Here is a 25,353-nt window from a genome sequence, read left to right as displayed (position 1 = left end):
AGTCATGCATGGATATTTTTTGGACGGCTATAGGCGTTGCGGTTCTACTGCTTTTCTTTCTGACCATGGGCATGTGGATTTTTGCTGCCATGATGGCAGTGTCTATCGGCTCTCTTTGGCTGTTTGGAGATTTTAGTGCAGATCGCATTGGCCTGATTTTTTCTCGGATTTTATATCGGGCTAGCAACAGCTGGGAATTATCTGCCATTCCGCTGTTTATCCTGATGGGAGAGTTGATATTTCGCTCGAATATCTCGGAGCGTTTGTTCAAGGGACTTGTACCGATTACCAGCCATTTGCCCGGCGGAATACTCCATACCAACGTTTTGGGCTGCACATTATTTGCAGCCGTGAGTGGCTCCAGCGCGGCTACAACGGCCACCATTGGTAAAATTACTACTCAGGAGCTGAAAGAGAGAGGCTATGACAGAAACCTTTCGATTGGTTCTCTGGCAGGCGCCGGTAGTCTCGGCCTGTTAATTCCTCCATCAATCGTGATGATTGTCTATGGAGTGCAAGCGGAGGTATCGATCAGTCAGCTGTTTATGGCAGGCGTGGTGCCTGGGCTTTTGATCGCTTTTCTCTACAGCTGCTATATCTGTTTCAGGTCCTGGATGTCGCCATCCTTAACGCCTAAAGCCGTGGTGTCTGAACAGACTATCTGGCAATCCTTTGTGTTGCTGTTGCCCATATTATTGCTGATCTCCATTGTGATTGGATCAATCTATAGCGGCATTGCAACACCATCAGAAGCAGCGGCAGTGGGCGTGGCAGCTACTCTGATACTATTGGGATTTGAAAGACAGCTAAACCTCAGGCTATTTGTTGAAGCATTTCGCGGGACGTTAATCACCACCATCATGGTGTGTAGCCTGCTGATCACAGCAACGCTTCTATCCACGGCGATGGGATATCTACATCTACCGCGCGAGTTGGCAGGTTGGATCGCTGAGCAGAACTTCAGTCCCATGGTGTTGCTGTTTGCGCTAGCCATTTTCTATATCGTGCTGGGGCTCTTCCTGGACGGTATTTCGATTACCGTAATGAGTTTGCCGATTACGCTCCCCATCGTTTTGCTGGCAGGGTTTGATCCAATCTGGTTTGGTATTTTTCTGATTATCATGATTGAACTTGGTCAGATTACCCCGCCTGTTGGCTTTAATCTCTTTGTACTGCAAAGCCTGACAGGTGAAAGCATCAGCCGTGTTGCATGGGCATCACTGCCGTTTTTCCTGCTCATGTGTGTTGCTGCCATGCTGGTGAGCATCTGGCCGCAAATTGCCCTTTGGTTGCCAAGATTTATGGCAGGGTGACGGCAGATAAACACCCAACGCGCCGCTCAATTTGAGCGGCGCGTTTGTTTTCCACACGTGGTCGTTCTAAACCAGCGATTCCAAACATGACTCGATAATATCCAGCCCTTCGTTCAAAACGTCGTCTTCGATGGTAATGGGCATTAAAAAGCGGATGGTATTGCCGTACATCCCGCAGGAAAGCAGAATCAAACCCTCTTCGCGGGCTTTTTTGCATAATGCGCTGGCAAGCTCTGCATTGGGTGCTCGGGTAGTTTTATCAGCAACGAGTTCAAAGGCGGCCATGGCGCCCATGTGGCGAACATTAGCGACGCTTTCGTAACGTGCCTGCCACTGATTAAAATGCTTGGCCAGCTTATCGCCGAGGGCTTGGCTTTTCTCCAGGATGTTCTCTTTCTCAAACACCTCCATAACGGCAAGTGCGGCAGCGCAGGCGGTTGGGCTGCCTGTGTAGGTGCCACCCAATGAGTTGGGGCCTGAGGCGTCCATTATTGTATCGGTGCCTACCACGGCTGAAATTGGCATGCCGTCGGCCATGCTTTTGGCCATGGTCATGATGTCGGGCTCAACACCGCTGTGCTCAATGGCGAACATCTTGCCTGTGCGCCCAAAGCCAGACTGCACCTCGTCAATAATCATCAGAATGCCGTGCTCATCACAGATGTCGCGGATCTTTTTAAGAAAGGAGGCCGGTGCCGGGTAAAAGCCGCCTTCGCCAAGCACTGGCTCCAGGATGATGGCGGCGGTATTGGACGGGCCCGCGTCGGTTTTAAGCGCCATCATCAGGCCGCGAAGGGCTTCATCTTCACTGACACCGTGATAATCGACCGGGTAGGGCGCCCGAAATACGGTGCCTGGCATGGGGCCAAAATCGGTTTGATAGGGCGCTACTTTGCCGTTCATCGCCATGGTGAAGAAGGTGCGGCCGTGGTAGCCGCCATCAAAGCAGATGACGTTAGCGCGTCCGGTCGCTGCGCGGGCAATCTTGACGGCATTTTCCAGCGCTTCGGCGCCGGAGTTGGCCAGCATTACCTTGGCGTGGCCACGAACCGGTACCAGGTGGCTAAGTTTTTCGGCTACGCGAACGTAGCCTTCATAGGGCATGACCGTTTGGCAGGTATGCATTACCTTGTCGAGCTGTGCCTTCACCGCGGCAACCACTTTAGGGTGGCGGTGGCCGATGTTCAGGACGCCTATTCCGCCAGCAAAATCGATAAATCGGTTGCCATCAGCATCCCACACTTCGGCGTTTTCGGCATGGTCGGCAAACGCTGTGGCAGGGCTCGCTGCGCCGTTGGCAACGTATCTCCGCTTTAGTTCGTTTAGCTCAGCATTGCTCATGGCTCAACTCCTATCTAATAAGGGATAGGCTTTCAGCATAGTGCGTAATTAATAGGCGTAAACACCGTATACGCCGAGCAATCAAATAATACCTGCCTCACGCAGTGCCTGTTGTTGGGCCGGGCTAATGCCGATGTCGTTTAACACACGTTCAGTATGCTCACCCAAGCCTGGCGGTGCTGTGCTGGCGCTTATGGAGTGACCATTGACGCGAATAGGGTTAGCCACCAGGTCCACCTGGCCCGACTGTGTGTGGGGCAGGGTCTGTTTTAAGCCGCGCGCTTTTACATGCGGGTCATCAAATACGCGGTCCAGCGTATTGATGGGGCCGCTGGGCACGCCTGCTGCTTCAAAGGCGGTGAGCCATGTATCCATGGTTCGCTGAGCAAGGGCCGCTTCGAGTAGGGGCACGAGTGTTTCACGGTGGTTAACGCGGGCACCGTTGGTGGCGAAACGCTCATCGAGCGGCAGATCGCTTAGCGAGAGCACCTCACAAAAGCGCGCAAACTGTGCGTCATTGCCTACGGCCACAATGATGTGTCCATCCGCGGTCGCAAACGCTTGATAGGGCACGATGTTAGGGTGCGCATTGCCCAAGCGTTGAGGCACGTTGCCGGAGGTTAAGTAGTTAAGCGCTTGGTTGGCCAGCACGCCTACCTGGACATCCATCAGCGCCATATCAATATGGCAGCCGACGCCGCTGTCACGGCGTTGATAAAGCGCTGCCAGCACAGCGTTGGCGGCATACAGGCCAGTAAAAATATCGGTAAACGCCACGCCGCTCTTCACCGGGCCGCCACCGAGTTCACTGTCGGGTTTGCCGGTCAAACTCATGATGCCGCCCATGGCTTGAATCATGAAGTCGTAGCCTGCGCGGTGGGCGTAGGGACTTTGCTGGCCAAAACCGGTAATCGAGCAGTAGATCAGTGCCGGGTTAAGCGCTTGCAGGCTGGCGTAATCCAGGCCGTATTTCTTCAGGCCGCCGACTTTAAAGTTCTCAAGCAGCACATCTGACTGGGCAACGAGCTGCTTGATCAGCGTTTGGCCTTCTGGCCTGGCCATATCAATCGTTACCGAGCGTTTCCCCCGGTTGGCGCACAGGTAATAAGCTGATTCTGCGGTGTTTTCAAGCCAGGGAGGTCCCCAGTGGCGCGTGTCGTCGCCGCTGCCTGGGCGCTCGACCTTCACTACATCAGCCCCCATGTCCGCGAGCATTTGGCCACACCAGGGCCCGGCCAGTACGCGAGAAATATCGAGTACCTTAATGCCCGCCAGCGGTTTGGTTACGTTGCTCATGATGATTCCTGTGGCCTATTGTGGTTTGTGCGCGGCAGCTTAGAAAAATGCCTGAATGCCGGTTTGAGAGCGGCCAAGAATCAATGCGTGAACATCGTGGGTACCTTCGTAGGTATTCACCGACTCCAGGTTCACCATATGGCGAATTACCCCATACTCGTCGGAAACGCCGTTACCGCCGTGCATATCTCGCGACATGCGCGCAATATCCAGCGCCTTGCCGCAGTTGTTGCGTTTGATCAGCGAAATCATTTCCGGCGCCCAGTTGCCGCTATCCATCAGACGACCCACCTGAAGCGCGGCCTGAAGGCCCAGGGTAATTTCCGTTTGCATATCGGCCAGCTTTTTCTGGATCAACTGGTTAGCCGCCAGCGGGCGGTTAAACTGCTTGCGGTCCAGGGTGTATTGGCGGGCGGCGTGCCAGCAGAATTCAGCAGTGCCCATTACACCCCATGCAATGCCATAACGCGCTTTGTTCAAACAGCCAAAAGGCCCTTTAAGGCCGCTGACGTTAGGCAGCAGGTTCTCTTCAGGGACAAAGGCGCCGTCCAGTACGATTTCACCGGTAATCGAGGCGCGAAGCGACACCTTGCCTTCAATTTTTGGGGTGGAGAAGCCTTCTGTGCCACGTTCAACGATAAAGCCTTTGATCTGGTTGTCGTGGGCAGCCGACTTGGCCCATACCACGGCGATATCGGCAATGGGGCTATTGGTAATCCACATTTTGGCGCCGGTTAACCGATAGCCGCCGTCGACTTTTTCCGCGCGGGTAATCATGTTGCCGGGGTCGGAGCCGTGGTCGGGTTCGGTAAGGCCAAAACAGCCGACCATTTCACCGCTGGCAAGCCTGGGCAGGTACTTTTGTTTCTGCTCTTCTGAGCCGTACGCTTCAATGGGATACATCACCAGCGACGACTGTACGCTCATGGCTGAGCGGTAGCCGGAATCGACACGCTCCACTTCTCGGGCTATCAAGCCGTACGCAACGTGGTTAACGCCTGCACCGCCGTACTCCGGGGAAACGGTCGCGCCCAGCAGGCCCAGTTCTCCCATTTCCGTCATGATCTCGCGGTCAAAGCGCTCTTCACGAAATGCACTTAATACACGGGGCTGCAGGTTGTTTTGGCAGTAGTCGTGGGCGGCATCGCGAATCTGGCGCTCTTCCTCTGTGAGCTGGTGCTCCAGCAATAGCGGGTCGTCCCAATTGAAGTGTGTCATTACGTAGTCTCCTGAGAATTCTTGAGGGGAAACAGGTTCGCGTCGACACATCTTAGCGCCCACGCCGATCCAGCGATCTACTTTGAAAGCCATTCCAATTTATCGCCGTTATTTAAAAATATCTACATTTTTTTGAAATGAAGAATTTATTGGATGCCGCGAGCCTTAAGCACTTGCGTAATGATGGGGACTGGTGTCATCAAGTGGTCGCGCATTAACGTGTCAGCCTGCTCGGCATTGCGGGCCAAAATAACCTCAACAAGGGCGGCGTGCTCTTGGCGCTTTTGCGCTAGTGCAGTGGGCGACATAACGGTTTCCTGTAGCCACAAGTGGCGGTAACGTTCTACCTGATCAAACAGAGTGTGGCGCATTTGCAGCAGGTGAGGGGAGTTGCAGCCACTGGCAATCGCGGTATGGAACGCCTTGTGACGTGCATCCCAGCCATCAAGTAGTTCATCGGGTGAGCTGATATCGGTTACCCTGGAAAGCCGGTGTGCCGTGGCTACCACCGAGGCTTCCCACTCATCGTCGCCCCGCTCGATGGCCAGGCGCAAAATAAGCCCTTCCAGCTGGGCACGTGCGTCGTAAATATCATTAAGCTCAGCAAGTGACATGGGCGCTACGCGGTATCCCCGCTGGCTAATAGCCACGACCAAGCGGTCGGCTACCAGTTGCGAAAGCGCCTCCCGTAGCGGCCCGGTGCTAACGCCGTAATGCTCCTTTAAGCGGCTCATAAGGAGCTTCTCTTCAGGCGCATAGCGGCCTCGGATAATGTCGTGCTTGAGCGTGCGGTAAGCGTTAATCGCTAAATTTTGACGCGGCGCATCTGGCTCCATGGCAATCTCCATTGCTATAACGTCGGCTCGCTGGTGAAAGGGTGGCAAACCGGCGAAGATATAAGAATAGCGGCTATTATTACTAAAAATTAACACTTTGGCATAAGAGGCGTGATTGATGTGGGATTTCATCATTATTGGCGGCGGAATCCTTGGGATGTCTACCGCAATGCAACTGCAGCAGACCTACCCTGATAAGCGTCTGCTGGTGCTTGAAAAAGAGCACGGCCCCGCTCAGCACCAATCCGGCCATAACAGCGGTGTTATTCATGCCGGGGTGTACTACACGCCAGGCAGTTTGAAGGCGCGGTTTTGTCTTGAGGGCAACCGAGCAACGCGGGCGTTTTGTGATCAGCATGGGGTCGATTACGCCATTTGCGGCAAGCTGCTGGTGGCTACCGATGCCCTTGAAATCCAGCGCATGCAAGCGCTTTGGGAACGTACTGCGGCCAATGGTCTGGAGCGTGAGTGGCTTAGCGCGGAGGCGCTTAAAGAGCGTGAGCCGAATATCCGTGGCGAGGCCGCTATTTACGTCCCTTCAAGCGGTATCGTCGACTATGCCCAGGTGACTCGTGCCATGGCCGCTGAATTTGAACGTCTTGGCGGGAAAATTCGCTATGGCGTTGAGGTGAAAGGGTTGGAAGAGCGCCGTGCCGAGGTGGTGGTCACCACTTCCAGCGATACGTTGAGCAGCCGCTATCTGGTGACCTGTGCCGGGTTAATGGCTGACCGGGTGATCCGCATGCTGGGTCAGAAACCAGGCTTTACCATCTGCCCGTTCCGGGGGGAGTACTACTTACTGCCCGAGCAGCATAATCATATCGTTAACCACTTGATTTACCCTATTCCGGACCCGGGCATGCCGTTTTTGGGCGTGCATTTAACCCGAATGATCGATGGCCGGGTAACGGTCGGCCCCAACGCGGTATTAGCGTTAAAGCGTGAAGGCTATCGAAAACAGGATATGTCGCTACGCGATATAGCTCAGATGTTGTCCCATCCCGGTACTTTAAAGGTATTGGGCAAGCACCTTAAGCCAGGAATCGGGGAGATGAAAAACTCGTTCTATAAGCGTGGCTACCTGGAGCTGGTCCGCAAATATTGCCCTGATATCACTATTGATAACCTTCAACCTTACCCCGCAGGCGTTCGCGCCCAGGCTGTATCCCGTGACGGTAAGTTGGTCGATGACTTTTTATTCGTCAATACACGGCGGACGGTGAACGTAGGCAATGCTCCTTCGCCAGCGGCAACGTCAGCGCTTCCTATTGGGGCACATATTACTCAGCAGGTCGTGGCACTATTGTCCCATTAACATCAACGCAACAGCCGTGCTAACGTCACGTGGCCGCCGCTGCGAATGCAGCGGCAAGCACAACAAATATTCTGATCGTCACGCATACTTATAAGTCCAAGCCGGACGGAGGCAACTCGCATGCAAACACTAAAATATGCAGCCGCAGCATCGCTGCTCGCCATAGCACTGCCCGCCAGCGCCCAACAGCTTTCTATCGCCACTGGCGGTACCGGGGGCGTTTACTACCCTATTGGCGGCGGCCTGGCTGAAATGATCAATAACCATATTGAAGGTGCTCAAGCGACGGCGGAAGTGACCGGCGCCTCGGTTGAAAATATGGGACTCATCATGCGCGGCGATGCCGACCTTGCCACTGCGCTTGCCGACACTGTGTATCAAGCCTATACCGGCACCGGTGACTTTGAGGGCCGACAGGTTGAAAATACCCGCGCGCTAGCATCTATCTACCCCAATGCGGTGCAGTTGGTGACGCTTGCCGAATCCGATATTCAAAGCATCAGTGACCTGGCGGGTAAGCGAGTTTCGGTTGGCGCACCGGGTAGCGGCACCGAGCTTAACGCTCGCGCCGTACTGGAATCCAATGGCATTAGCTACGAAGACTTTACTCCTCAGCGGCTCAATTTCAACGAAACGGCCGATGCCATCCGCGATGGCGATATTGATGCTGGTTTCTGGAGTGTTGGCCCGCCCACCAGCTCCATTCTTAACCTGGCCGCCACGCGCGACATTCGCTTGATCAGCCTGTCCGATGAAGAAATTGCCAACGCGCAGGAAGAGGAAGCGGTGTTTGCTCCCTATGAGCTTGCCGCTGGCATGTACGACGGCATGGACGAAGCCGTTCAGACCATCGGCATCCCCAATGTCCTGGTGGTTAACGCCGAGATGGATGAAGAGCTTGCCTACCAACTGACCCAACTGCTGTTTGAGCACACCGATGAGCTGATTGCCGTCCACCCCGCCGCCAACGACACCACGATTGAGTTCACCATGAACTCAACGCCCGTGCCGCTGCACCCGGGCGCAATTCGCTACTTTGAGGAAATGGATGTCGAAATTCCGGACCGTTTGCGTCCGTAACGACGCCTTCATCTAACGGAGCATTCGTCATGCAGTGGCAGCAAAAACTGATGGCGCTCCTGTTGGTCTGCTTACCGTTCGCCGAGGCTGGGGCTGCCCCCGCCTCGGCGTCTGCGTACCTTACGGTTACCACTGAAGATGGCGAAACGCTGTTGGAGGAAGCCGTTCCTGAAGGCGTGCGCTGGTGCATTCAGTGGCAGCATTCGGTTGAACACTTCACAGTGCTGGATTGCTATCGCAACGCCAACGGTGTCATGCAGCTTGAGCGCAGCCACCAGCCCGACTTTGCCGCAGGACTTGGGCATATTGTGGGTCGAGGTGAGCAAGTGTCTGATGGCCAGGGCGGCTACTGGATCAATGCGATTAACGAGCCTGTCATCAATAACCGGTATGTACTTCGAGTCGGTGCTAATGCGGTCAACCATCAAGTGGTATGGCCCGATGGCGAGCACCCTGACATTAGCCTGAGCGAGCAAGCGGCAGGGCAGCGAGTCATCATCCAACTGGGTGAGCCAGAGCGCTTCTAAAAGAAACAAGCGAGACAACACTTCCGAGGACTTCATGAACGAATCCACTCCACCGCCGGTATTAATGCCGGGCGGTAATGCGATTCAACCCCGCCTGGTGCTGCGGTGTATCACCATCGTGGCTGTCGGGCTTTCCCTGTTTCAGCTCTACTCCGCCGGTATTCAGCCGTTGGGGCTGTTTTACCAGCGCGGTATCCACCTAGCGCTGATTATGCTGTTAGCGTTTTTAATGTTCCCGGTTTTTGGGCCGAACCGTAAGCGAGGTGTACTTGGCTGGGGAATTGATCTTGTCTTTTTAGCGGGCGCGCTGATTACCGGCGGCTATCTTGTGCTGTTTTTAGACGAGATTATCAATCGTGCGGGTTTCTGGAGTGAAACCGATATTCTGGTGGCCTGCATTGCGACGGTCACGGTATTGGAAGCCAGCCGCCGTGCCGTGGGCTTCGGGATGACGATTATTGGCGTGCTGGCTATCATATACGCCTTTGCTGGGCCACGCGGTGAGCTGCCTTGGCTTGGAGAGTGGCTGCCCGGTATTTTAAATCATCGCGGCTATTCTCTGGACCGAGTAGCAGGCCAGCTGTACTTGGGTCAGGAAGGTATCTTTGGTTTGCCGTTAGGGGTTGCCGCGACCTACATCTTTATCTTTGTGCTGTTTGGGGCGTTTTTAGAGAGCACCGGGGCGGGAAAATTCTTTATCGATATGGCTTACGCTGCAACGGGCCGCCAGCGCGGCGGCCCGGCGAAGGCGGCTGTGCTGGCGTCGGCGGGCATGGGGTCTATCTCGGGTAGCGCGATTGCCAACGTGGTCACCACGGGCGCGTTTACTATCCCGCTGATGAAAAAGCTGGGCTATCAGCCCAGGCAGGCGGGAGGAATTGAAGCCGCTGCCTCCACTGGTGGGCAAATTATGCCGCCGTTGATGGGCGCAGGCGCCTTTTTGATAGCCGAGTACACCAATACGCCGTACCTGGATATTGTCAAAGTCAGTATTTTACCGGCGATCATGTACTTCGCGACGGTGTATCTGTTTGTACATATTATTGCCCTTAAACAGGGAATGCAGGGCATGCCGAGAAGCGAGCTGCCGAAAATGCGCCAGGTCATGAAGGATGGCTGGCATTTTCTGCTGCCGCTGGCCGTGCTGGTGTGGCTACTGGTAATGAACCTTTCGCCCATGCGGGTCGGCTACTACGCGGTGATTACCATGATTGCCGTGGCGGTTTTACGTTACGCGTTATGGTACTTCTTTGTCGCGCCTGGCCAAGGCCAGCCGGTGACATTCAGGCGGACCCAAGAGGTGGTTTGGATCGGCCTAGTGAAGTTGGTGCAGGGCCTTGAACTGGGCGCACGCAATGCCGTGGCGGTTTCCATGGCGTGTGCGGTGGCGGGTATTATCGTGGGTGTGGTTGGGTTAACCGGCCTAGGGCTTAAGTTCTCCTCCATGATGCTCGCTTTCTCGGGCGGCAATCTGGTACTTGCCTTGGTCATGGTGTTGTTGGCAAGTCTGATTCTGGGTATGGGCCTGCCGGTCACTGCAAGCTATATCGTGCTGATTGTTCTGGTGGGCCCGGCGCTTACGGCGGAGTTTGGCGTGCCGCTACTGGTGGCTCACCTGGTAGTATTCTGGTACTCCCAGGACTCTAACGTGACGCCGCCCATCGCCTTGGCAGGGTTTGCCGGGGCTGCAATCGCGGGCAGTAAACCGATGGAAACCGGCTTTCAGGCGTGGAAGTTTGCCAAGGGGCTTTATCTCATTCCGCTGTTTATGGTGTTCAATCCGGAGATTATTGTCGGCGGCCCGGTGCCGGTGGTGGTCTGGAATGCCGTCATTGCGATTTTTGCGTTGTGCGCCTTTGCCGCCGCCCTTGAAGGGTACTTGTTTACCCGTATGGGCTGGGTGCCGCGTCTTGCCATTGGCGCCGCTATTGTGGGGGTTTTCTACCCCAGCTTGATCACCGAGATTGCCGGTGTTGCCGTCATGATCGTTGCGATTGGCACAAACTGGCGAGCCAGTAAGCATGAAGCGCCGAGTGTTGCATAGCGCTTAAAACGATGGCGAAAGCTGGATGTAAAAAAGCCCGGAGACCATTAGGTTTCCGGGCTTTTGCGTTTCTTGAGTTAGCGGTTACTGGCTTCAGGCTTACTTAGAAGATGGATTCCGCTGTACCCGAGCCTTGTGAGCCGCTGGCCTCTTCCAGCTCGCGGCTAATTCCGCGCGGCTGGTAGTCGGGCAAGTGGTCGCGGTGGAAGAACTCGCTGATGCCTCCCGGCTGGTTGTCATGTAAGCGTCGGCCTGAGTTAGGGTCTATCCGCGCAGTCACCACCGTGTCAGGACGCTCAGGCACGGCGGAGGGTGTGCCTTCAAGCGCCTTGCCCATAAAGGCGTTCCAAATAGGCAGTGCAGCGTTGGCGCCATACTCGGCAATGGTTTCGTTGCTGTCTTTGCCCACCCAAACGGTCGTCACCAGGTCGGTGTTAAAGCCTGCAAACCATGCATCACGCTGGCTGTTGGTGGTGCCGGTTTTACCGACGATATCTTCACGGTTAAGACTCAGCGCCCCACGGCCAGTACCCGAGGTAATAACATCACGCAGCATATCGCGCAGAATGTAGGTGGCCGCTGCGTTGGCAACGCGTTTGGCAACCGGGTATTCACGGCCATCAATCTCAACAGTTTCCTGTCCCTCTGCACAGCTGGGGCAAGCCACTTGGGGTGTCGCTTCATCAATGAGCTCGTGATCATCATTGCGAGTTACGCGTTCAATAAACCACGGCGCCACCTGAAAGCCGCCATTGGCAATCACGGAGTAGGCGTTGGTCATTTCCATGGGCGTTAGACTTGCGCTGCCCAAGGCCAAAGAGAGGCCATGAGGCAGGCGGCCTGGCGCGAAGCCAAAACCTTCCAGATAGTTAATCGTATGATCAAGCCCCATTGCCTGTAGAACGCGAATAGTGACCAGGTTGCGCGAACGAGCAAGCGCCGGGCGCAAGCGCATTGGTCCTGCGAAGTCGCGGCTGGAGTTAACAGGGCGCCAGAGCGAGTTACTGCCGTCGTCCAATACAACAGGCGCGTCATTGATCACAGTGGAAGCGTTCATTTCGCCATCTTCAAGTGCCGCAAGGTAAATGAAGGGCTTGAAAATAGAACCCGACTGGCGCTGTGCCTGAACCGCGCGATTAAACTTGCTGGCGTTAAAATCAAACCCGCCCTGCAAGGCGAGAATAGCGCCGGTACGTGGGTCTTGAGCAACGAGCGAGCCTTCTGCATCTGGCCGCTGAGAAAGGCGTACGGTGCCATCCTGAGTTTCGAGAATGCGAACCAGGTCACCGCGTACGGCAATCTGGTCGGCAGAGCTTGGCTCAGCACCACGACTGCGCGGGCTGTTATAGGTACGTGCCCAGCTTAGGCCGTCCCAGTTAATGGTTTTCAGCTCGCCACCACGGGTAAGTACCTGCATTTCACGACCACCGCTTTCCACGACGATGGCGGGTTTTAGCAGACCATAGTTGGGGGTGCGCTCAAGCACCTGCAGCCAGTTACTGACATCACCTTCAACGCCGGCGATTTCCGTTTGGCTACGCTCGGCGGCCTGGCGGGCTGTCTGACGAATTTCAGGCGACTCGGCAAGCTCTTCTTCCAGCCCCTGTGTTGCTGTACGCTCTTGGGCTTCAACGAGACTGGGAGCTATATCGTGCTGTTCAGCGCCCCGCCAGCCGTGGCGTAAATCATACTCAAGCAGGCCATTGGCCAAGGCCTCGCGGGCAAACGGCTGAAGCTCACTGTCCAGCGTCGTATAAATGCGGTAGCCGCCGGTGTACGCCGCATCGCCAAAGCGCTCAATCGCATATTGACGCGCCATTTCTGCCACGTAAGAAGCATCTACTTCGGTTTGGGTGAAGTGACGACGTGCAGTAACCGGCTCCTGTACGGCAGCCTGATAAGTGGTGTCATCAATAAAGCCCAGCTCGCGCATACGGAACAGAATCCAGTTGCGACGAATCAGTGAGCGCTCGGAGTTGGCCAGCGGATTAAACGCGGAAGGCGCTTTAGGCAACCCGGCAATCATGGCCGTTTCTGCAAGCGTCAGTTCGGAAAGCGGCTTGTCGTAATAGGTATCGGCAGCGGCTGCAATGCCATACGCTCGATTTCCTAAGAAAATTTTGTTAACGTAAAGTTCGAATATCTCATGCTTGCTGAGCAGTTTTTCCATCTGCAGAGCCAGCAGAATTTCACGCAGCTTACGAGTAAAGGTTTGGTCAAGCGTCAGCATATAGTTACGCGCGACCTGCATAGTGATGGTGGAGCCGCCTGATTGAATGGCACCACTTCGGGCAAGCTCAACGGCCGCCCTTGCGAGTCCTCGAGGATCAACCCCCGAGTGCTCAAAGTAATTGGTGTCCTCGGCGGCCACCAGAGCGTTGACCATGTTCTGAGGTATTTCGTCGAAATCAACGACGATGCGCCGTTCCTCACCAAACTCACCGATTAACTTACCGTCATTGGTGAAAATTCGTAGAGGTGAGTGAAGCTCGAAGTCTTGCAACTGACGAACATCAGGTAAGCCAGGCGAAAAATAGATAGCCGCGCCCACCATGGCTAACGCGGCGGCCCCGACTAACGACACGATAAGAAAGAACAGCGACAGAATGAGGGTTCGCAAAAACGTCATGAACAGAGGGCACCCATGAAAAGGAGAATAGGATCGGCATCCAAGCGGCCGTATCGCGCAATTGGCTGCCATTATAGGAAGGCGAGGCAGCGGCCACCAGTGTTGATATGCCGTAAATATAACGGCGCGTTACCTGACTAGCGCGTTATGCCACTACTTCTTGGGCATGTCAGATGGCAGGAATAAACTCATAATGCGCCTGTTTAAAGCCAGTAAGGGATTGATCGGCATCGATATTACATCGACCGCCATCAAGCTGTTGGAGCTTAAAAAGAGTCACGACACCTACCAAGTGGAAAGCCATGCGGTTTGCTCACTTCGTGACGGTGCAGTGGCTGAACGGCGTATTCAGGACATTAATTACGTCACAGATAGTTTAAAACGTGCCATTGACCACGCCAAGCCCTCTACGCGTAATGCCGTGGTAGCACTTCCTGCCAGCATGGCGATTACTAAAATGCTCACGTTTGCTGCTGAGTTGAACGAGCAGGAAATCGAGGAGCGTTTGATGATCGAATCAGACCGTCATCTGCCTTTTCCGTTCAATGAAGTGGCGTTTGATTTTGCATGCATGGGGCCTGCTCCCTTGGCTGCGCATTTACAACAAGTAATGTTGGTGGCTTGTCGTCAACAGGATGTTTGGCAACTGACAGAACCCTTAGTACGCGCAGGGTTGGAACCCGTTGCGGTGGACGTCGAAACCTTTGCGATTGAACGTGCCTTTGCTGCGCTGCGCCCTCAGATATCAGCGGCGTATGACTCTGACGCAAGCGTTGCGTTGGTCGATATCGGGGCGCAGACAAGTACGTTTCGCGTTTTTCATAATGCACGCACCGTTTACGTCCGCGAAAACCTGCAGGGCAGCGAACCGTTAACCGCCGCGACTCAAGAGCGATACGCGCTCAGTCGAGAAGATGCCTTATGGGCTCGGCAGCATGGCGGCTTGCCAGATGATTTTCAGGACGTGGTCCTGAAGCCTTTTCTGGATGCATTCGCACAAAGCATTGCGCGAGCCTTGCAGCTTTATATCGCCACCAGCCGCCAATCGCCTGTGGGTCATATCGTGCTAGCCGGTGATATAAATGCGCTGCCGGAGTTAGCGACCTTTATGGCTGATGCTTGTCAGCTACCGGTGACGCCGCTAAATCCGCTGCAGACGATGCCGGTCAACAAACGCGTGGATAGGCAGGCGCTTACTCTGAATCTCCCCGGCTTGCTGACCGCAAGCGGCCTTGCGATGCGGGCACCTTTATGAGCATTACGATCAACCTGCTGGCTTGGCGGGAAGAGCGCCGAGAACAGTACACGCGACGCTTTTATACGGTCATGCTGTTGTTACTGATCGCCGGTATCGCGCTGGGTAGTGGGATTTCGCATGTCTATCAGAGGATGCTGGGCGCTCAGGAGCAGCGCAATGCGTATATCGCTGCTCATATAGAGCGTTATACACATGAAATTAGTGAAGCTGAACGCACTGTTCTGCAGGGAGAACAGCTGCGCCAGCAGTTAACCCGCTTCCAGCGCCTGCTTCAACAGCGGACACAGACGGCTCAGCTGTTTAACGACCTTGCCGCAAGTCTTGGCGAGGGCGTGGTCTTTCAGCACCTTGAACAGCGCCATAATCGGCTAAGCGTATCCGCAGTCGCAGAAGATGAGCGTCAGATAACCGAGCAGTTACGTCGTCTTGCTGAAATGCCGGGGTTTGATATTCCGGTACTCTCCGAAATGGCCAGTGATCCGCAGGGCAGCGGTAGAACCTTCCACTTTGAAGTAACCCTCACCCAGCCGAGCGTTTCTTTGGTCGATTCTGGAGTATCGCCATGAAATCAGGGGCGCCGCTATACCTGCTGCGATGGGGAAAAGTGTGGCAGCAAGAGTGGCAGCGTTTGCGTGCGCTTGACTGGCAGACGCTTGATTTACGTGATGCAGGCGCATGGCCCTGGTTATTAAAAGTGCTTAGCGGCGGGCTGGTGTTTCTAATGGCGTTAGTGGCGACTTGCGCATGGCTGGTGAGTGAGCATCGTGCGTCGCTGGCACAGGCGCAGCAACAAGAGATAAGGCTGTTAAGCGATTACCGCAGCAGCGTTCACGCCGCCGGTTTACTGAACGGTGCGCGTACCCAGCTGGCTGGCCTGGAGGAGCAAATGACCCGGATGCGTGCCCTGTTAACACCCCCGGCGGCGCTTTCATCTTTACGGGATAGCATTAGAGACGCTGCTGATGAGAACCAGCTCACCATCAATGATATTTATCTGCGTCCTGTCGTCAGCCAAGTGTCAGAACATCCTATTGAGATTCAGGTAGTAGGCGACTATCACCAGTTGGCGCAGTTTATTAATGATATTAGTCAGCTGGAATACCTTGTCACGCAGCATGACATTACGCTTGCGCCGATTGATCAAGCTGCGAGCAGATTGTCCCTGTCGTTTGTGGCTAAGGCCTATAGCGACGCTGATGCTGTTAGCCAGGATGAAAGCGAAGAGGCTGAAGGCGAAAAGGGTAGCGGCGAAAATAGCTTAAATCGGCGGGAGGAAGATCAGTGAAGTGGCTTGCCCGCGTGATGAGCTGCCTGGTCAGCGTCGTTTTGCTTTCTGGTTGTCATGGGCCTGAGCTTGATCAACTGGATGACACGCTCTCAAGGATTCGCCAAACCCCAGGCACTCCCTCCGCTTCGCGTATTGAGCCACTGGTTGTATATCCCGTAGAGGCGTATGGCTACTCAGACACGCGCAACCCTTTTCAGGCAGTGCAGTCGCCTTTGCAGATAGCTGACGTAAACCAGGATGCCCCGCTGGTGCCTGACGCACAGCGAACCCCCGGGCCGCTTGAGCGTTTCTCTATTTCGGAGCTTCGCCTGGTGGGCACGCTGGTTATGGGAGAGCGCCATGTCGCGTTGATAGAGACGCCGGATGGGCATGTAACCAGTGCTCGTACGGGAGACCATGCGGGTAGCAATGGCGGGCGTATCACGCATATTGAGGCGCACAAAGTTCGTATTACCGAGCGCATTACTACTCATCAGGGGTGGCAAGAGCAGCAGGTTCTCCTTTCGCTGACATTGCCGCCATGATCAATCCAGGCGACTCGGTGAGCTTACCGAAAGCCTCTTTTTTTCTTATCGGAGCACGCCATGGCCGTGGTTAGTCGAATCATTATGCTTGTGTGGGTGGTACTGCCTTGGCAGGCAGTGGCGTCGGTGCTGACCGATATTGACGTACATCCAGTTAGTGCTGGCGCCGTGGATATTGATCTGCACTTCAGCGGTGGCGTCGCCAACGTTCAGGGTTATAGCTTGGAGGCTCCGCCACGCCTGGCGCTGGACCTGGCCAATACACAAAATGGCTTGGGTCATCGCCACATTGAGGTAGCGCGTGCGGGTGTAGAGCACATTAAGGTATTGGAAGGCAGTGGCCGTACGCGGTTAGTTATCGGCCTGGCCAACTCGTCGAATTACACCTCCCGGGTAATGGGGGATCGGCTACGAATTTCCTTGCGTGAATCGACAACGCTTGAATCGCCAATAGAGGGCTCCATTGAAGCCCTCCAGGGCCCACAGATTAGCGCTATTGATTTTGAGCGTGGGGCTGGTCAGGCAGGTCGCTTGCTGGTGACGTTTGACCGCGAAGGCGTCGTTGCAAGCGTTCAGGAAAGCGGCCATTCGAATGTATCGGGCGGCGAGGTAATTGCCACGTTGCCTAACGTAACGCTGCCGGATGCGCTTAGCCAGATTTATGACGTTGCCGATTTTGCGACACCGGTGATGCGAATTACCCCTCACGTTGATGCGCAGGAAACGCGTTTGGCACTTACCATCGACGGCCCCTATGCCATGCTCTCTTCACAACATGGCCGTGTGCTGAGTATTGAAGTACAGCCTGCTGCCCAGCAACGCTTGGCCGATCATGAGCTCCCGCAAGACAGTTTTAGTGGTGAGCGGATAAGCCTGAACGTCCAGGATATGGAGGTACGTGCGGTGCTGGTAACGCTTGCTGAATTTACGGGGCTTAACCTGATTGCCAGCGAAAATGTGACTGGACGTATCACGCTGAACCTTAATGAGGTGCCCTGGGATCAAGCGCTTGCCTTGATGTTAAAAAGCCAAGGGCTTGCAAGTCGTGAGCATGGCAACGTTATCCTGGTGGCGCCTGTCGCCGAGCTTGCTGAGCTCGAACGCCAGGAAATGGAGGCTCACCGCTATCATGAAGCGCTGTCACCAACCATTGATGAATTTATCGAGGTTAAGTATGCGCGTGCTGAAGATCTTGCTCAGTTGCTGCAGGGTGAGGATGGCTTTGGGCTTCTGACCGAGAAAGGGCGAATCAGTGTCGACCCAAGAACCAATGCCTTATTGGTTCAGGACACGGCGAACCAGGTAAGTATTATCAAGCGTACTTTGGAGCGCCTGGATGTGCCGGTGCGTCAGGTGCAAATTGAAGCACGCATCGTTATCGCCCGGGATACCGCCTCTCGAGCGCTAGGCGTTAACTGGGGCGCTTCGACGACGCGAGGTTTTCAGGCGTTGGATAACGGCAATTTTGGCCCGCGCAATATCAACCCCGATGGCTTGAACCGTGCCCGCAGCGGTTTAGCGGTAGACCTGGGCGCGCCTTCAGGGCCAGGTACAGGATTTAGCTTTGGTTACTTGTCCGGCGACATTTTGCTGGACCTGGAGCTTCGTGCGCTGGAAAGTGAAGGCAAAAGCCAAACCATCTCGCAGCCAAGGGTCATCACGGCCAATCAGCGTACGGCAATTATTCGCCAAGGCGAGGAGCGCGCATTTCAGAGTGTCGATGCGCAGGGAAACCCCGATACTGAATTTAAAGAGGCCGAGCTTTCGTTGGAAGTGACACCGCAGATCACGCCGGATAATCGTATTATCATGGACCTGGTGGTGAAAAATGATAGTTTCAGGGAGTCGGGGTTTGGCGGAGAACCGCCCATCGATACCAATCAAATTGAAACGCAGGTGCTGGTCGATAATGGCCAAACGGTTGTATTGGGTGGCATTTTGACCACGGAACAATTAAACCAAATGACCAAAACCCCGCTTTTGGGTGATATTCCTTTGCTCGGACACCTGTTTCGCTATACCGAAGAGAGCAATGAAAAGGTAGAGTTGTTAGTCTTTATTACTCCACGACTACTTGACGATGGCTTGGCGGTTCGCTGATGCAGGATTTACCCAACCTTTTTTTGATCGGCCCCATGGGGGCTGGTAAAAGCACAATAGGTCGCTTGTTGGCGGCAGAGCTTACGCGCACATTTTATGATAGCGACCACGCCATACAGGATCGCTGCGGTGCGGATATCCCGTGGATCTTTGATGTAGAGGGTGAACCCGGTTTTCGCCAGCGTGAGCTGCAGATGATCGATGAGCTGACAAGGCTCTCCTGCGTGGTGATGGCAACAGGCGGCGGCGCCGTGCTGCACCAGGATAATCGCCGGATGCTGCGTGAGCGCGGAACGGTGATCTACCTGATGACCACGGTTGAACAGCAGCTTAAACGCACGGCGAAAGACCGTAATCGCCCGCTTCTTCAGTGCGCAAACCGGGAGCAGGTGCTCAACGATATGTTTGCTGCCCGCGACCCGCTTTATCGCGCCACCTCGGATATTTCAGTGCGCACGGATCGGCGTAGCCCGCGCGCCGTAGTCAATGAGATATTGCGCCGAGTGCGGCGTTTGACCGACCCGCTGGAAAATAGCGCCACGCTTAACTCAAAGGTATCCCAATGACACAGCCCGCCAGTGCTCAGCGTACACTTCATGTTGCGTTGGGTGATCGCAGTTATCCGATCCATATTGGCGCCGGCCTGCTGAGCGACCCAGAGGCGATAACGCCCTATCTGGCCGGTAAGCAGGTGATGGTGGTGACGAATGAAACCATCGCGCCCCTTTATCTGGAGGCGCTGTGCGCCAATCTTCCTGACGATGTGGAGGTGCGTACCGTCGTTCTACCTGACGGGGAGCAGTACAAGAGCATTGAGCAGGTTAGCCGCATTTGGGACGCGCTGTTGGAGGCAGGGTTTAACCGCCGCTGTACGCTGATTGCGTTAGGCGGCGGCGTAATTGGTGACATGGCTGGATATGCCGCCGCGTCGTACCAGCGTGGCGTGGCCTTCATTCAGGTGCCCACCACGCTGCTTTCCCAGGTGGACTCTTCTGTCGGAGGGAAAACGGGCGTTAATCACCCGCTTGGCAAAAACATGATTGGTGCTTTCTGGCAGCCGAAAGCGGTACTGATCGACATTGCAACGCTTGCGACGCTGCCCGAGCGAGAGCTTTCTGCCGGGCTTGCTGAAGTTATCAAGTATGGCTTTATTCGTGATGAAGCGTTTCTTGGCTGGCTTGAGGCCAATATGGCCGCGCTGCGTCATATTAGCCCCGACGCCATTGTCGAAGCCATCGCACGCAGTTGCCAGATTAAAGCCGACATTGTGGCCGATGACGAAACGGAGCAGGGCGTGCGCGCATTGCTCAATCTTGGTCATACCTTTGGTCACGCGATTGAGGCCCACCAAGGGTATGGCAACTGGCTGCACGGCGAAGCAGTCGGTGCAGGCATGGCCATGGCGGCTGCCCTTTCTCAGCAACTGGGGCGTATCAGTAGTGCGGATTTAACGCGTATCCAGGCGGTGATTGAAAGCGCTGGTCTTCCTCTTCATGCCCCAGCGGATATGCTAAGTGACGACTTTTTAGCCCGGATGCGTCTGGATAAGAAAAACGTGGATACCAGACTTCGGCTGGTGCTGCTAAACGCTACCGGCGATGCATGTGTTGATGACACGACGCCAGAGGCGTTAGTGCGTGCTTTGTTGGATAACTACCCACGGCTGTAACCCGCCTGTAAACGTATTTTGTGCTCACTAAGCCCACCGACAAGGTGGGTTTTTTTATGGCCCGATATTACCAGGCGATGCGCCGGATAATGTTATTAGCATGCCGTATGCACTATCGGCATGGCTATATTAGGGGTGCTTAGACTAAAGTTTAACGCTCGGCATCCTTCGTTGAAATATCGTTATATGGCTTTTTAAGTGTTTGAAGTGTATGCATTTTTCGTTGAGGGGTGGTTTGCAACTATAGGATTTGAAAAGACTTTTCGGGGTTTTGATGTTGGCGGTGATTGCGCTGGCGGGGAGCAAGTCGCTATGCTGAGCGACCATTTTCTTGCGGCAGTGAATCGGGGAAACACCCAGTTATAGGCGGGTAGAGGTTTTTGTGTGAAAAGAAAAACCGTCTATTAAATCATAATAACGCTGCTAATAAAATACCTTTAACTAGAGGCACGCCCATGAATAAAGGTCTTCACCAGCCCGGCGAGTTTCGCGATAACTGTGGCTTTGGCCTTATTGCCCATATGGAAGGGCAGGCCAGTCACGATTTGCTGAAAACCGCTATCGAATCACTCACCTGTATGACGCATCGGGGCGGGATTGCCGCTGACGGTAAAACCGGTGATGGCTGTGGGTTGCTGCTTAAAATGCCGACCCGTTTTATGCGCGAAGCCGCACAAGACGCGCTGGAGATTACGCTGGGCGACCAGTTCGCCGTGGGCGTTGTTTTTCTACCCAACGATGATGCCCGTGCCGAGGCTGCGCGCGAGACGTTTGCGCGCGAATTGGGTGCTCGTGGCCTAAATGTCGTCGGCTGGCGCGTTGTGCCCACTGATTCAAGCGTTTGTGGCCCCATGGCGCTTGACTGCCTGCCGCGTATCGAGCAGGTCTTTATCGAGCCCGGTGAGAGCGAGCAGTTCACTGTTGATCTGTTTATGGCGCGCCGTTATACCGAGCAGGCTTTACGGGCCGAAGAAGACTTTTATGTCGCATCGCTCTCCTCTGACGTGGTGTCGTATAAAGGCCTAGTCATGCCGGAAGATCTTCCGGCGTTTTATAAAGACTTAAACGACCCGCGTCTGGAAACCGCTATCTGTGTTTTCCACCAGCGCTTTTCAACCAATACGGCGCCGCGCTGGCCGCTGGCACAGCCGTTTCGACTGTTGGCGCACAACGGTGAAATCAATACGATCGAGGCTAACCGCGGTTGGGCGAACTCACGCAAGGCCAACTTCGTTAACGAGCGACTGCCCGATATCGCACAGCTGGATGAAATCGTTAACACCACGGGTTCCGACTCTTCCAGCATGGACAATATGCTGGAAGTACTTCTGACGGGAGGGATGGAGCTGCACCGTGCGGTGCGCATGATGGTGCCGCCTGCCTGGCAGAACGTTGAAACCATGGATGCTGAGCTGCGCGCCTTCTACGAGTACAACTCCATGCACATGGAGCCGTGGGATGGCCCGGCAGGTGTGGTCATGACTGATGGCCGCCAAGCGGTGTGTATGCTGGACCGTAACGGCCTGCGTCCCGCTCGTTGGGTCATCACCAAAAACGGCTATATCACCCTGGCATCTGAAATTGGTACTTACGGTTACAAGCCTGAGGACGTGGTCGCCAAAGGCCGCGTAGGCCCTGGTCAAATGCTGGCGGTTGATACCCAAACCGGCGAAGTGCTGCATACCCGGGATATTGATGACCGCCTGAAGTCTGCTTATCCCTATAAGCGCTGGCTCAAGCAGGAAGCCAACTATCTGGAATCCGCGCTCACCGAGCTTGCACGCTTCCAGACCATGGAGGCTGATGCGCTGAACGTGCACCAGAAGATGTTCCAGGTGACGTTTGAAGAGCGTGACCAGGTGCTGCGTCCGCTGGCCGAAAGTGGCCAGGAAGCCGTGGGTTCCATGGGTGATGACACCCCCATGGCGGTGCTTTCTAGCCGTCCGCGCCTGTTAACCGACTTCTTCCGCCAGAAGTTTGCTCAGGTAACCAACCCGCCGATTGATCCGCTGCGTGAAGCCATCGTGATGTCGCTGGAAACCTGCTGCGGTGCTGAGCTTAACGTTTTCAAGGCAACGCCTGAGCACGCGCATCGGTTGATCCTGACTACACCGGTACTTTCACCACGTAAATTTACCGCGCTGGTTAGCCAGGACGACCCGGCCTTTGCAAGCCACACGCTGTCAATGGGCTACGACCCGGAACAGCAGAGCTTAAAGCAGGCGCTGAATGCGCTCTGCCAAGAGGCCGAAGCCCAGGTGAAAGCGGGTAAGGTGATCCTGGTACTTACCGACGCGGAGCTGCCCAAGGGCATTATTCCTATTCAGGCGCCGCTCGCCGTTGGCGCGGTGCATACGCACCTGGGCCGCCTGGCATTGCGTCCCAACGCCAATATTATCGTTGAGACTGGCTACGCCCGGGATGCCCACCAGATGGCCGTGCTGTTTGGTATCGGTGCGACCGCCGTGTATCCGTGGCTTGCCTATCAGATTATGGCCGATATGCACCGTACGGGTGAGCTTACCGGCAACCCGGCCGACGACCGTGAGAACTATCGCAAAGGCTTGCAAAAAGGCCTGTTCAAGATTCTCTCTAAAATGGGCATCTCAACGCTGGCCTCCTATCGTGGCTCCATGCTGTTTGAAGCCGTAGGCCTTTCTGATGACGTGATGGATACCTGCTTTGCAGGCATGGCATCACGTATTCAGGGCGCGGGTTTTACCGAGCTGCAAATGCAGCAGGAGCTGTTGGCCAAGGATGCCTGGATTACCCGTAAAGGTATCTCCCAAGGCGGTATGTTCAAGTATGTGCATGGTCATGAGTACCATGCCTATAACCCTGATGTGGTGAAGTCGCTGCAGGCTGCCGTGCAGGAGGGCAGCTACGCCAAGTGGAAGGCGTTTGCTCAGCTGGTTAATGAGCGCCCTGTTGCCACTATTCGTGATTTGCTGACGCTAAAGCCTGCCGCGACGCCGTTGCCGCTTGAAGAGGTCGAGCCGGTTGAAGCGCTGCTGCCGCGCTTTGATAGTGCCGGGATGTCGCTGGGAGCGCTCTCTCCTGAAGCGCACGAGGCGCTGGCCCAGGCAATGAACGAGGCGGGCGGGCGCTCCAACTCGGGTGAGGGCGGCGAAGACCCGGCCCGTTACGGGACGATCCGCAGCTCTAAAATCAAGCAGATTGCCTCGGGGCGCTTTGGGGTAACGCCTGCTTACCTGGTCAATGCAGAAGTGCTACAGATTAAAGTCGCCCAGGGCGCGAAGCCGGGCGAAGGTGGCCAGCTACCTGGCGGCAAGGTCAACCAACTTATTGCGCGTCTGCGCCACGCGGTGCCTGGCGTCACGCTCATTTCACCGCCGCCGCACCACGATATTTACTCGATTGAAGACCTCGCGCAGTTGATCTTTGATCTTAAGCAGATCAATCCGGATGCGCAGGTGTCGGTCAAGCTGGTATCTGAGCCGGGGATCGGCACCATCGCCACCGGCGTTGCCAAGGCTTACGCCGACCTGATCACGGTGTCCGGTTACGATGGTGGCACCGCAGCAAGCCCGCTGACCTCTATCAAACATGCGGGCTCCCCTTGGGAGCTGGGCCTGCCTGAGGTGCATCAGGCACTGCGTATCAACGGCCTGCGCGACAAAATTCGCCTGCAAACCGACGGCGGCCTCAAAACCGGTCTGGACGTCATTAAGGCGGCCATTCTGGGGGCGGAAAGCTTTGGTTTTGGTACCGCACCGATGGTGGCGCTGGGCTGTAAGTTCCTGCGTATTTGCCACTTGAACAACTGCGCCACCGGGGTCGCTACTCAGGACGACTTCCTGCGCGGCGAGCATTTCCGCGGCACGGTGGATATGGTCAAAAACTACTTCCGCTTTATCGCTGAAGAAGTGCGTGAGCTGATGGCCATACTGGGCGTGCGCCAACTGACCGACCTGATCGGGCGTACTGACCTGCTGGCAGTGCTTGAAGGCAACACGGCAAGCCAGCGCAAGCTCGATCTGATGCCGTTATTGGCCAATGACTTTGTACCCGCCGAAGCGCCTCAGTTCTGTACGGTGAGCCGTAACGTGCCGCACGACCCGGGGGCCAAAAACCAGGAAGTGTTGGCGGCGCTGAAAGACGCTATTGAGCATCAAACCGGCGGTGAGTTCAGCTTTACGATCACCAACTGCGACCGCAGCGTTGGCGCACTTTCCTCCGGCGCTATCGCCAAGCGTTATGGGGAAGAGGGGCTGGAAAACGCGCCCGTTACTGCACACTTTACCGGTGTGGCAGGGCAGAGCTTCGGCGTCTGGAATGCCCGAGGCCTGAACCTGTACCTGGAAGGCGATGCCAACGACTACGTGGGTAAGGGCATGAACGGCGGCAAGATCGTCATCGTGCCACCCTGGGTCAGCCAGTTCGAAAGCTATAAAACCGCGATTATCGGTAACACCTGCCTGTATGGCGCAACCGGCGGCACGTTGATGGCTGCGGGCACCGCTGGCGAGCGTTTCGCGGTGCGTAACTCCGGCGCCACGGCGGTGATTGAGGGCGCAGGCGACCACTGCTGCGAATACATGACCGGCGGCCTGGTGTGCGTGCTGGGTGAGACGGGCGTTAACTTTGGCGCAGGCATGACCGGTGGGTTCGCTTACGTGCTGGATGAAGACCGTACCTTCGTGGACAAGTACAACCACGAGCTGGTCGAAATTCATCGCGTCAGCACCGAAGCCATGGAGGCCTATCGTCGCCACCTTCGCGAGCTGATTAGCACCTACGTCGAGGAGACGGGTTCTAGCCGTGGGGCAGCGATTTTAGAAGACTTTAGCGACTACTTGCGTCACTTCTGGCTGGTGAAGCCAAAAGCGGCGAGCCTGGGTAGCCTGCTGGATCAATCTCGGCGTCAGCCGCAATAAACCGCCTGTGTCTACGC

General features: G+C 55.5%; 18 protein-coding genes. 13 read left to right on the top strand and 5 right to left on the bottom strand.

Features of this window, described 5'->3' with window-relative positions; genetic code table 11:
* Window positions 1-8 precede the first annotated feature (8 nt).
* Window positions 9-1,313, top strand: a complete 1,305-nt coding sequence (locus tag ACT3T7_RS11350; RefSeq protein WP_444631104.1) for a TRAP transporter large permease — start codon at window positions 9-11, stop codon at window positions 1,311-1,313.
* Between the two features lie 66 nt (window positions 1,314-1,379).
* Here the strand turns inward: ACT3T7_RS11350 and gabT are convergent, their stop codons facing one another.
* From gabT to csiR, 4 genes are all read right to left on the bottom strand, one after another.
* Window positions 1,380-2,654 (bottom strand): 4-aminobutyrate--2-oxoglutarate transaminase, encoded by a 1,275-nt coding sequence (gene gabT, locus ACT3T7_RS11345; RefSeq protein ID WP_444631103.1) that lies wholly within the window; start codon window positions 2,652-2,654, stop codon window positions 1,380-1,382.
* Window positions 2,655-2,735: 81 nt separating this feature from the next.
* A complete protein-coding gene (locus tag ACT3T7_RS11340; RefSeq protein ID WP_444631102.1) occupies window positions 2,736-3,950 on the bottom strand; it encodes a CaiB/BaiF CoA transferase family protein in 1,215 nt (404 codons plus the stop codon).
* Window positions 3,951-3,989: 39 nt separating this feature from the next.
* Window positions 3,990-5,168 carry an acyl-CoA dehydrogenase gene (locus tag ACT3T7_RS11335; protein ID WP_444628711.1) on the bottom strand — a complete coding sequence of 393 codons (1,179 nt, stop codon included), beginning with the start codon at window positions 5,166-5,168 and terminating at the stop codon, window positions 3,990-3,992.
* 146 nt (window positions 5,169-5,314) lie between these two features.
* Window positions 5,315-6,004: a DNA-binding transcriptional regulator CsiR gene (gene csiR / locus ACT3T7_RS11330; protein ID WP_444631101.1), complete on the bottom strand. Its 690-nt coding sequence runs from the start codon at window positions 6,002-6,004 to the stop codon at window positions 5,315-5,317.
* A gap of 118 nt (window positions 6,005-6,122) precedes the next feature.
* On the opposite strand from csiR, the gene lhgO reads away from it, so the two are divergent.
* From lhgO to ACT3T7_RS11310, 4 genes are all read left to right on the top strand, one after another.
* Window positions 6,123-7,319, top strand: a complete 1,197-nt coding sequence (gene lhgO, locus ACT3T7_RS11325; RefSeq protein ID WP_444631100.1) for an L-2-hydroxyglutarate oxidase — start codon at window positions 6,123-6,125, stop codon at window positions 7,317-7,319.
* A gap of 120 nt (window positions 7,320-7,439) precedes the next feature.
* Window positions 7,440-8,399, top strand: a complete 960-nt coding sequence (locus ACT3T7_RS11320) for a TAXI family TRAP transporter solute-binding subunit (RefSeq protein WP_444631099.1) — start codon at window positions 7,440-7,442, stop codon at window positions 8,397-8,399.
* 29 nt (window positions 8,400-8,428) lie between these two features.
* On the top strand, window positions 8,429-8,926 hold the full coding sequence (locus tag ACT3T7_RS11315; RefSeq protein WP_444631098.1) for a DUF1850 domain-containing protein: 498 nt from the start codon (window positions 8,429-8,431) through the stop codon (window positions 8,924-8,926).
* Window positions 8,927-8,960: 34 nt separating this feature from the next.
* A complete protein-coding gene (locus ACT3T7_RS11310) occupies window positions 8,961-10,970 on the top strand; it encodes a TRAP transporter permease (protein WP_444631097.1) in 2,010 nt (669 codons plus the stop codon).
* A 103-nt stretch (window positions 10,971-11,073) separates the two neighbouring features.
* Here the strand turns inward: ACT3T7_RS11310 and ACT3T7_RS11305 are convergent, their stop codons facing one another.
* A complete protein-coding gene (locus ACT3T7_RS11305) occupies window positions 11,074-13,599 on the bottom strand; it encodes a penicillin-binding protein 1A (protein ID WP_172118661.1) in 2,526 nt (841 codons plus the stop codon).
* 193 nt (window positions 13,600-13,792) lie between these two features.
* Here ACT3T7_RS11305 and pilM point away from each other — a divergent pair, with 193 nt between their 5' ends.
* The 8 genes from pilM to gltB all read left to right on the top strand — a co-directional run bounded on the left by pilM (window position 13,793) and on the right by gltB (window position 25,336).
* Window positions 13,793-14,854: a type IV pilus assembly protein PilM gene (gene pilM / locus ACT3T7_RS11300; protein ID WP_444631096.1), complete on the top strand. Its 1,062-nt coding sequence runs from the start codon at window positions 13,793-13,795 to the stop codon at window positions 14,852-14,854.
* Window positions 14,851-15,423 (top strand): PilN domain-containing protein, encoded by a 573-nt coding sequence (locus ACT3T7_RS11295; protein ID WP_444631095.1) that lies wholly within the window; start codon window positions 14,851-14,853, stop codon window positions 15,421-15,423. The genes pilM and ACT3T7_RS11295 overlap by 4 nt, the downstream gene beginning before the upstream one ends.
* The gene (locus tag ACT3T7_RS11290) at window positions 15,420-16,142 is read left to right on the top strand and encodes a type 4a pilus biogenesis protein PilO (protein ID WP_172118664.1); all 723 of its coding nucleotides are present in this window, start codon (window positions 15,420-15,422) and stop codon (window positions 16,140-16,142) included. The genes ACT3T7_RS11295 and ACT3T7_RS11290 overlap by 4 nt, the downstream gene beginning before the upstream one ends.
* Window positions 16,139-16,669, top strand: a complete 531-nt coding sequence (locus tag ACT3T7_RS11285; RefSeq protein ID WP_172118665.1) for a pilus assembly protein PilP — start codon at window positions 16,139-16,141, stop codon at window positions 16,667-16,669. The genes ACT3T7_RS11290 and ACT3T7_RS11285 overlap by 4 nt, the downstream gene beginning before the upstream one ends.
* A 60-nt stretch (window positions 16,670-16,729) precedes the next feature.
* On the top strand, window positions 16,730-18,769 hold the full coding sequence (gene pilQ / locus ACT3T7_RS11280; RefSeq protein WP_444631094.1) for a type IV pilus secretin PilQ: 2,040 nt from the start codon (window positions 16,730-16,732) through the stop codon (window positions 18,767-18,769).
* Window positions 18,769-19,335 (top strand): shikimate kinase AroK, encoded by a 567-nt coding sequence (aroK, locus tag ACT3T7_RS11275; RefSeq protein WP_192526567.1) that lies wholly within the window; start codon window positions 18,769-18,771, stop codon window positions 19,333-19,335. Before pilQ ends, aroK begins: the two co-directional genes overlap by 1 nt.
* A complete protein-coding gene (gene aroB / locus ACT3T7_RS11270; RefSeq protein ID WP_172118668.1) occupies window positions 19,332-20,438 on the top strand; it encodes a 3-dehydroquinate synthase in 1,107 nt (368 codons plus the stop codon). The genes aroK and aroB overlap by 4 nt, the downstream gene beginning before the upstream one ends.
* A gap of 455 nt (window positions 20,439-20,893) precedes the next feature.
* The gene (gene gltB, locus ACT3T7_RS11265; protein ID WP_444631093.1) at window positions 20,894-25,336 is read left to right on the top strand and encodes a glutamate synthase large subunit; all 4,443 of its coding nucleotides are present in this window, start codon (window positions 20,894-20,896) and stop codon (window positions 25,334-25,336) included.
* The last annotated feature ends 17 nt before the right edge of the window (window positions 25,337-25,353 follow it).

The organism is Halomonas sp. 111 (genome assembly GCF_052379685.1).
GTDB classification, from domain to species: Bacteria; Pseudomonadota; Gammaproteobacteria; order Pseudomonadales; family Halomonadaceae; genus Vreelandella; species Vreelandella citrativorans.
The sequence above is the reverse complement of the archived record's forward strand: the minus strand, read 5'-3'. Positions and strand labels throughout refer to the sequence as shown.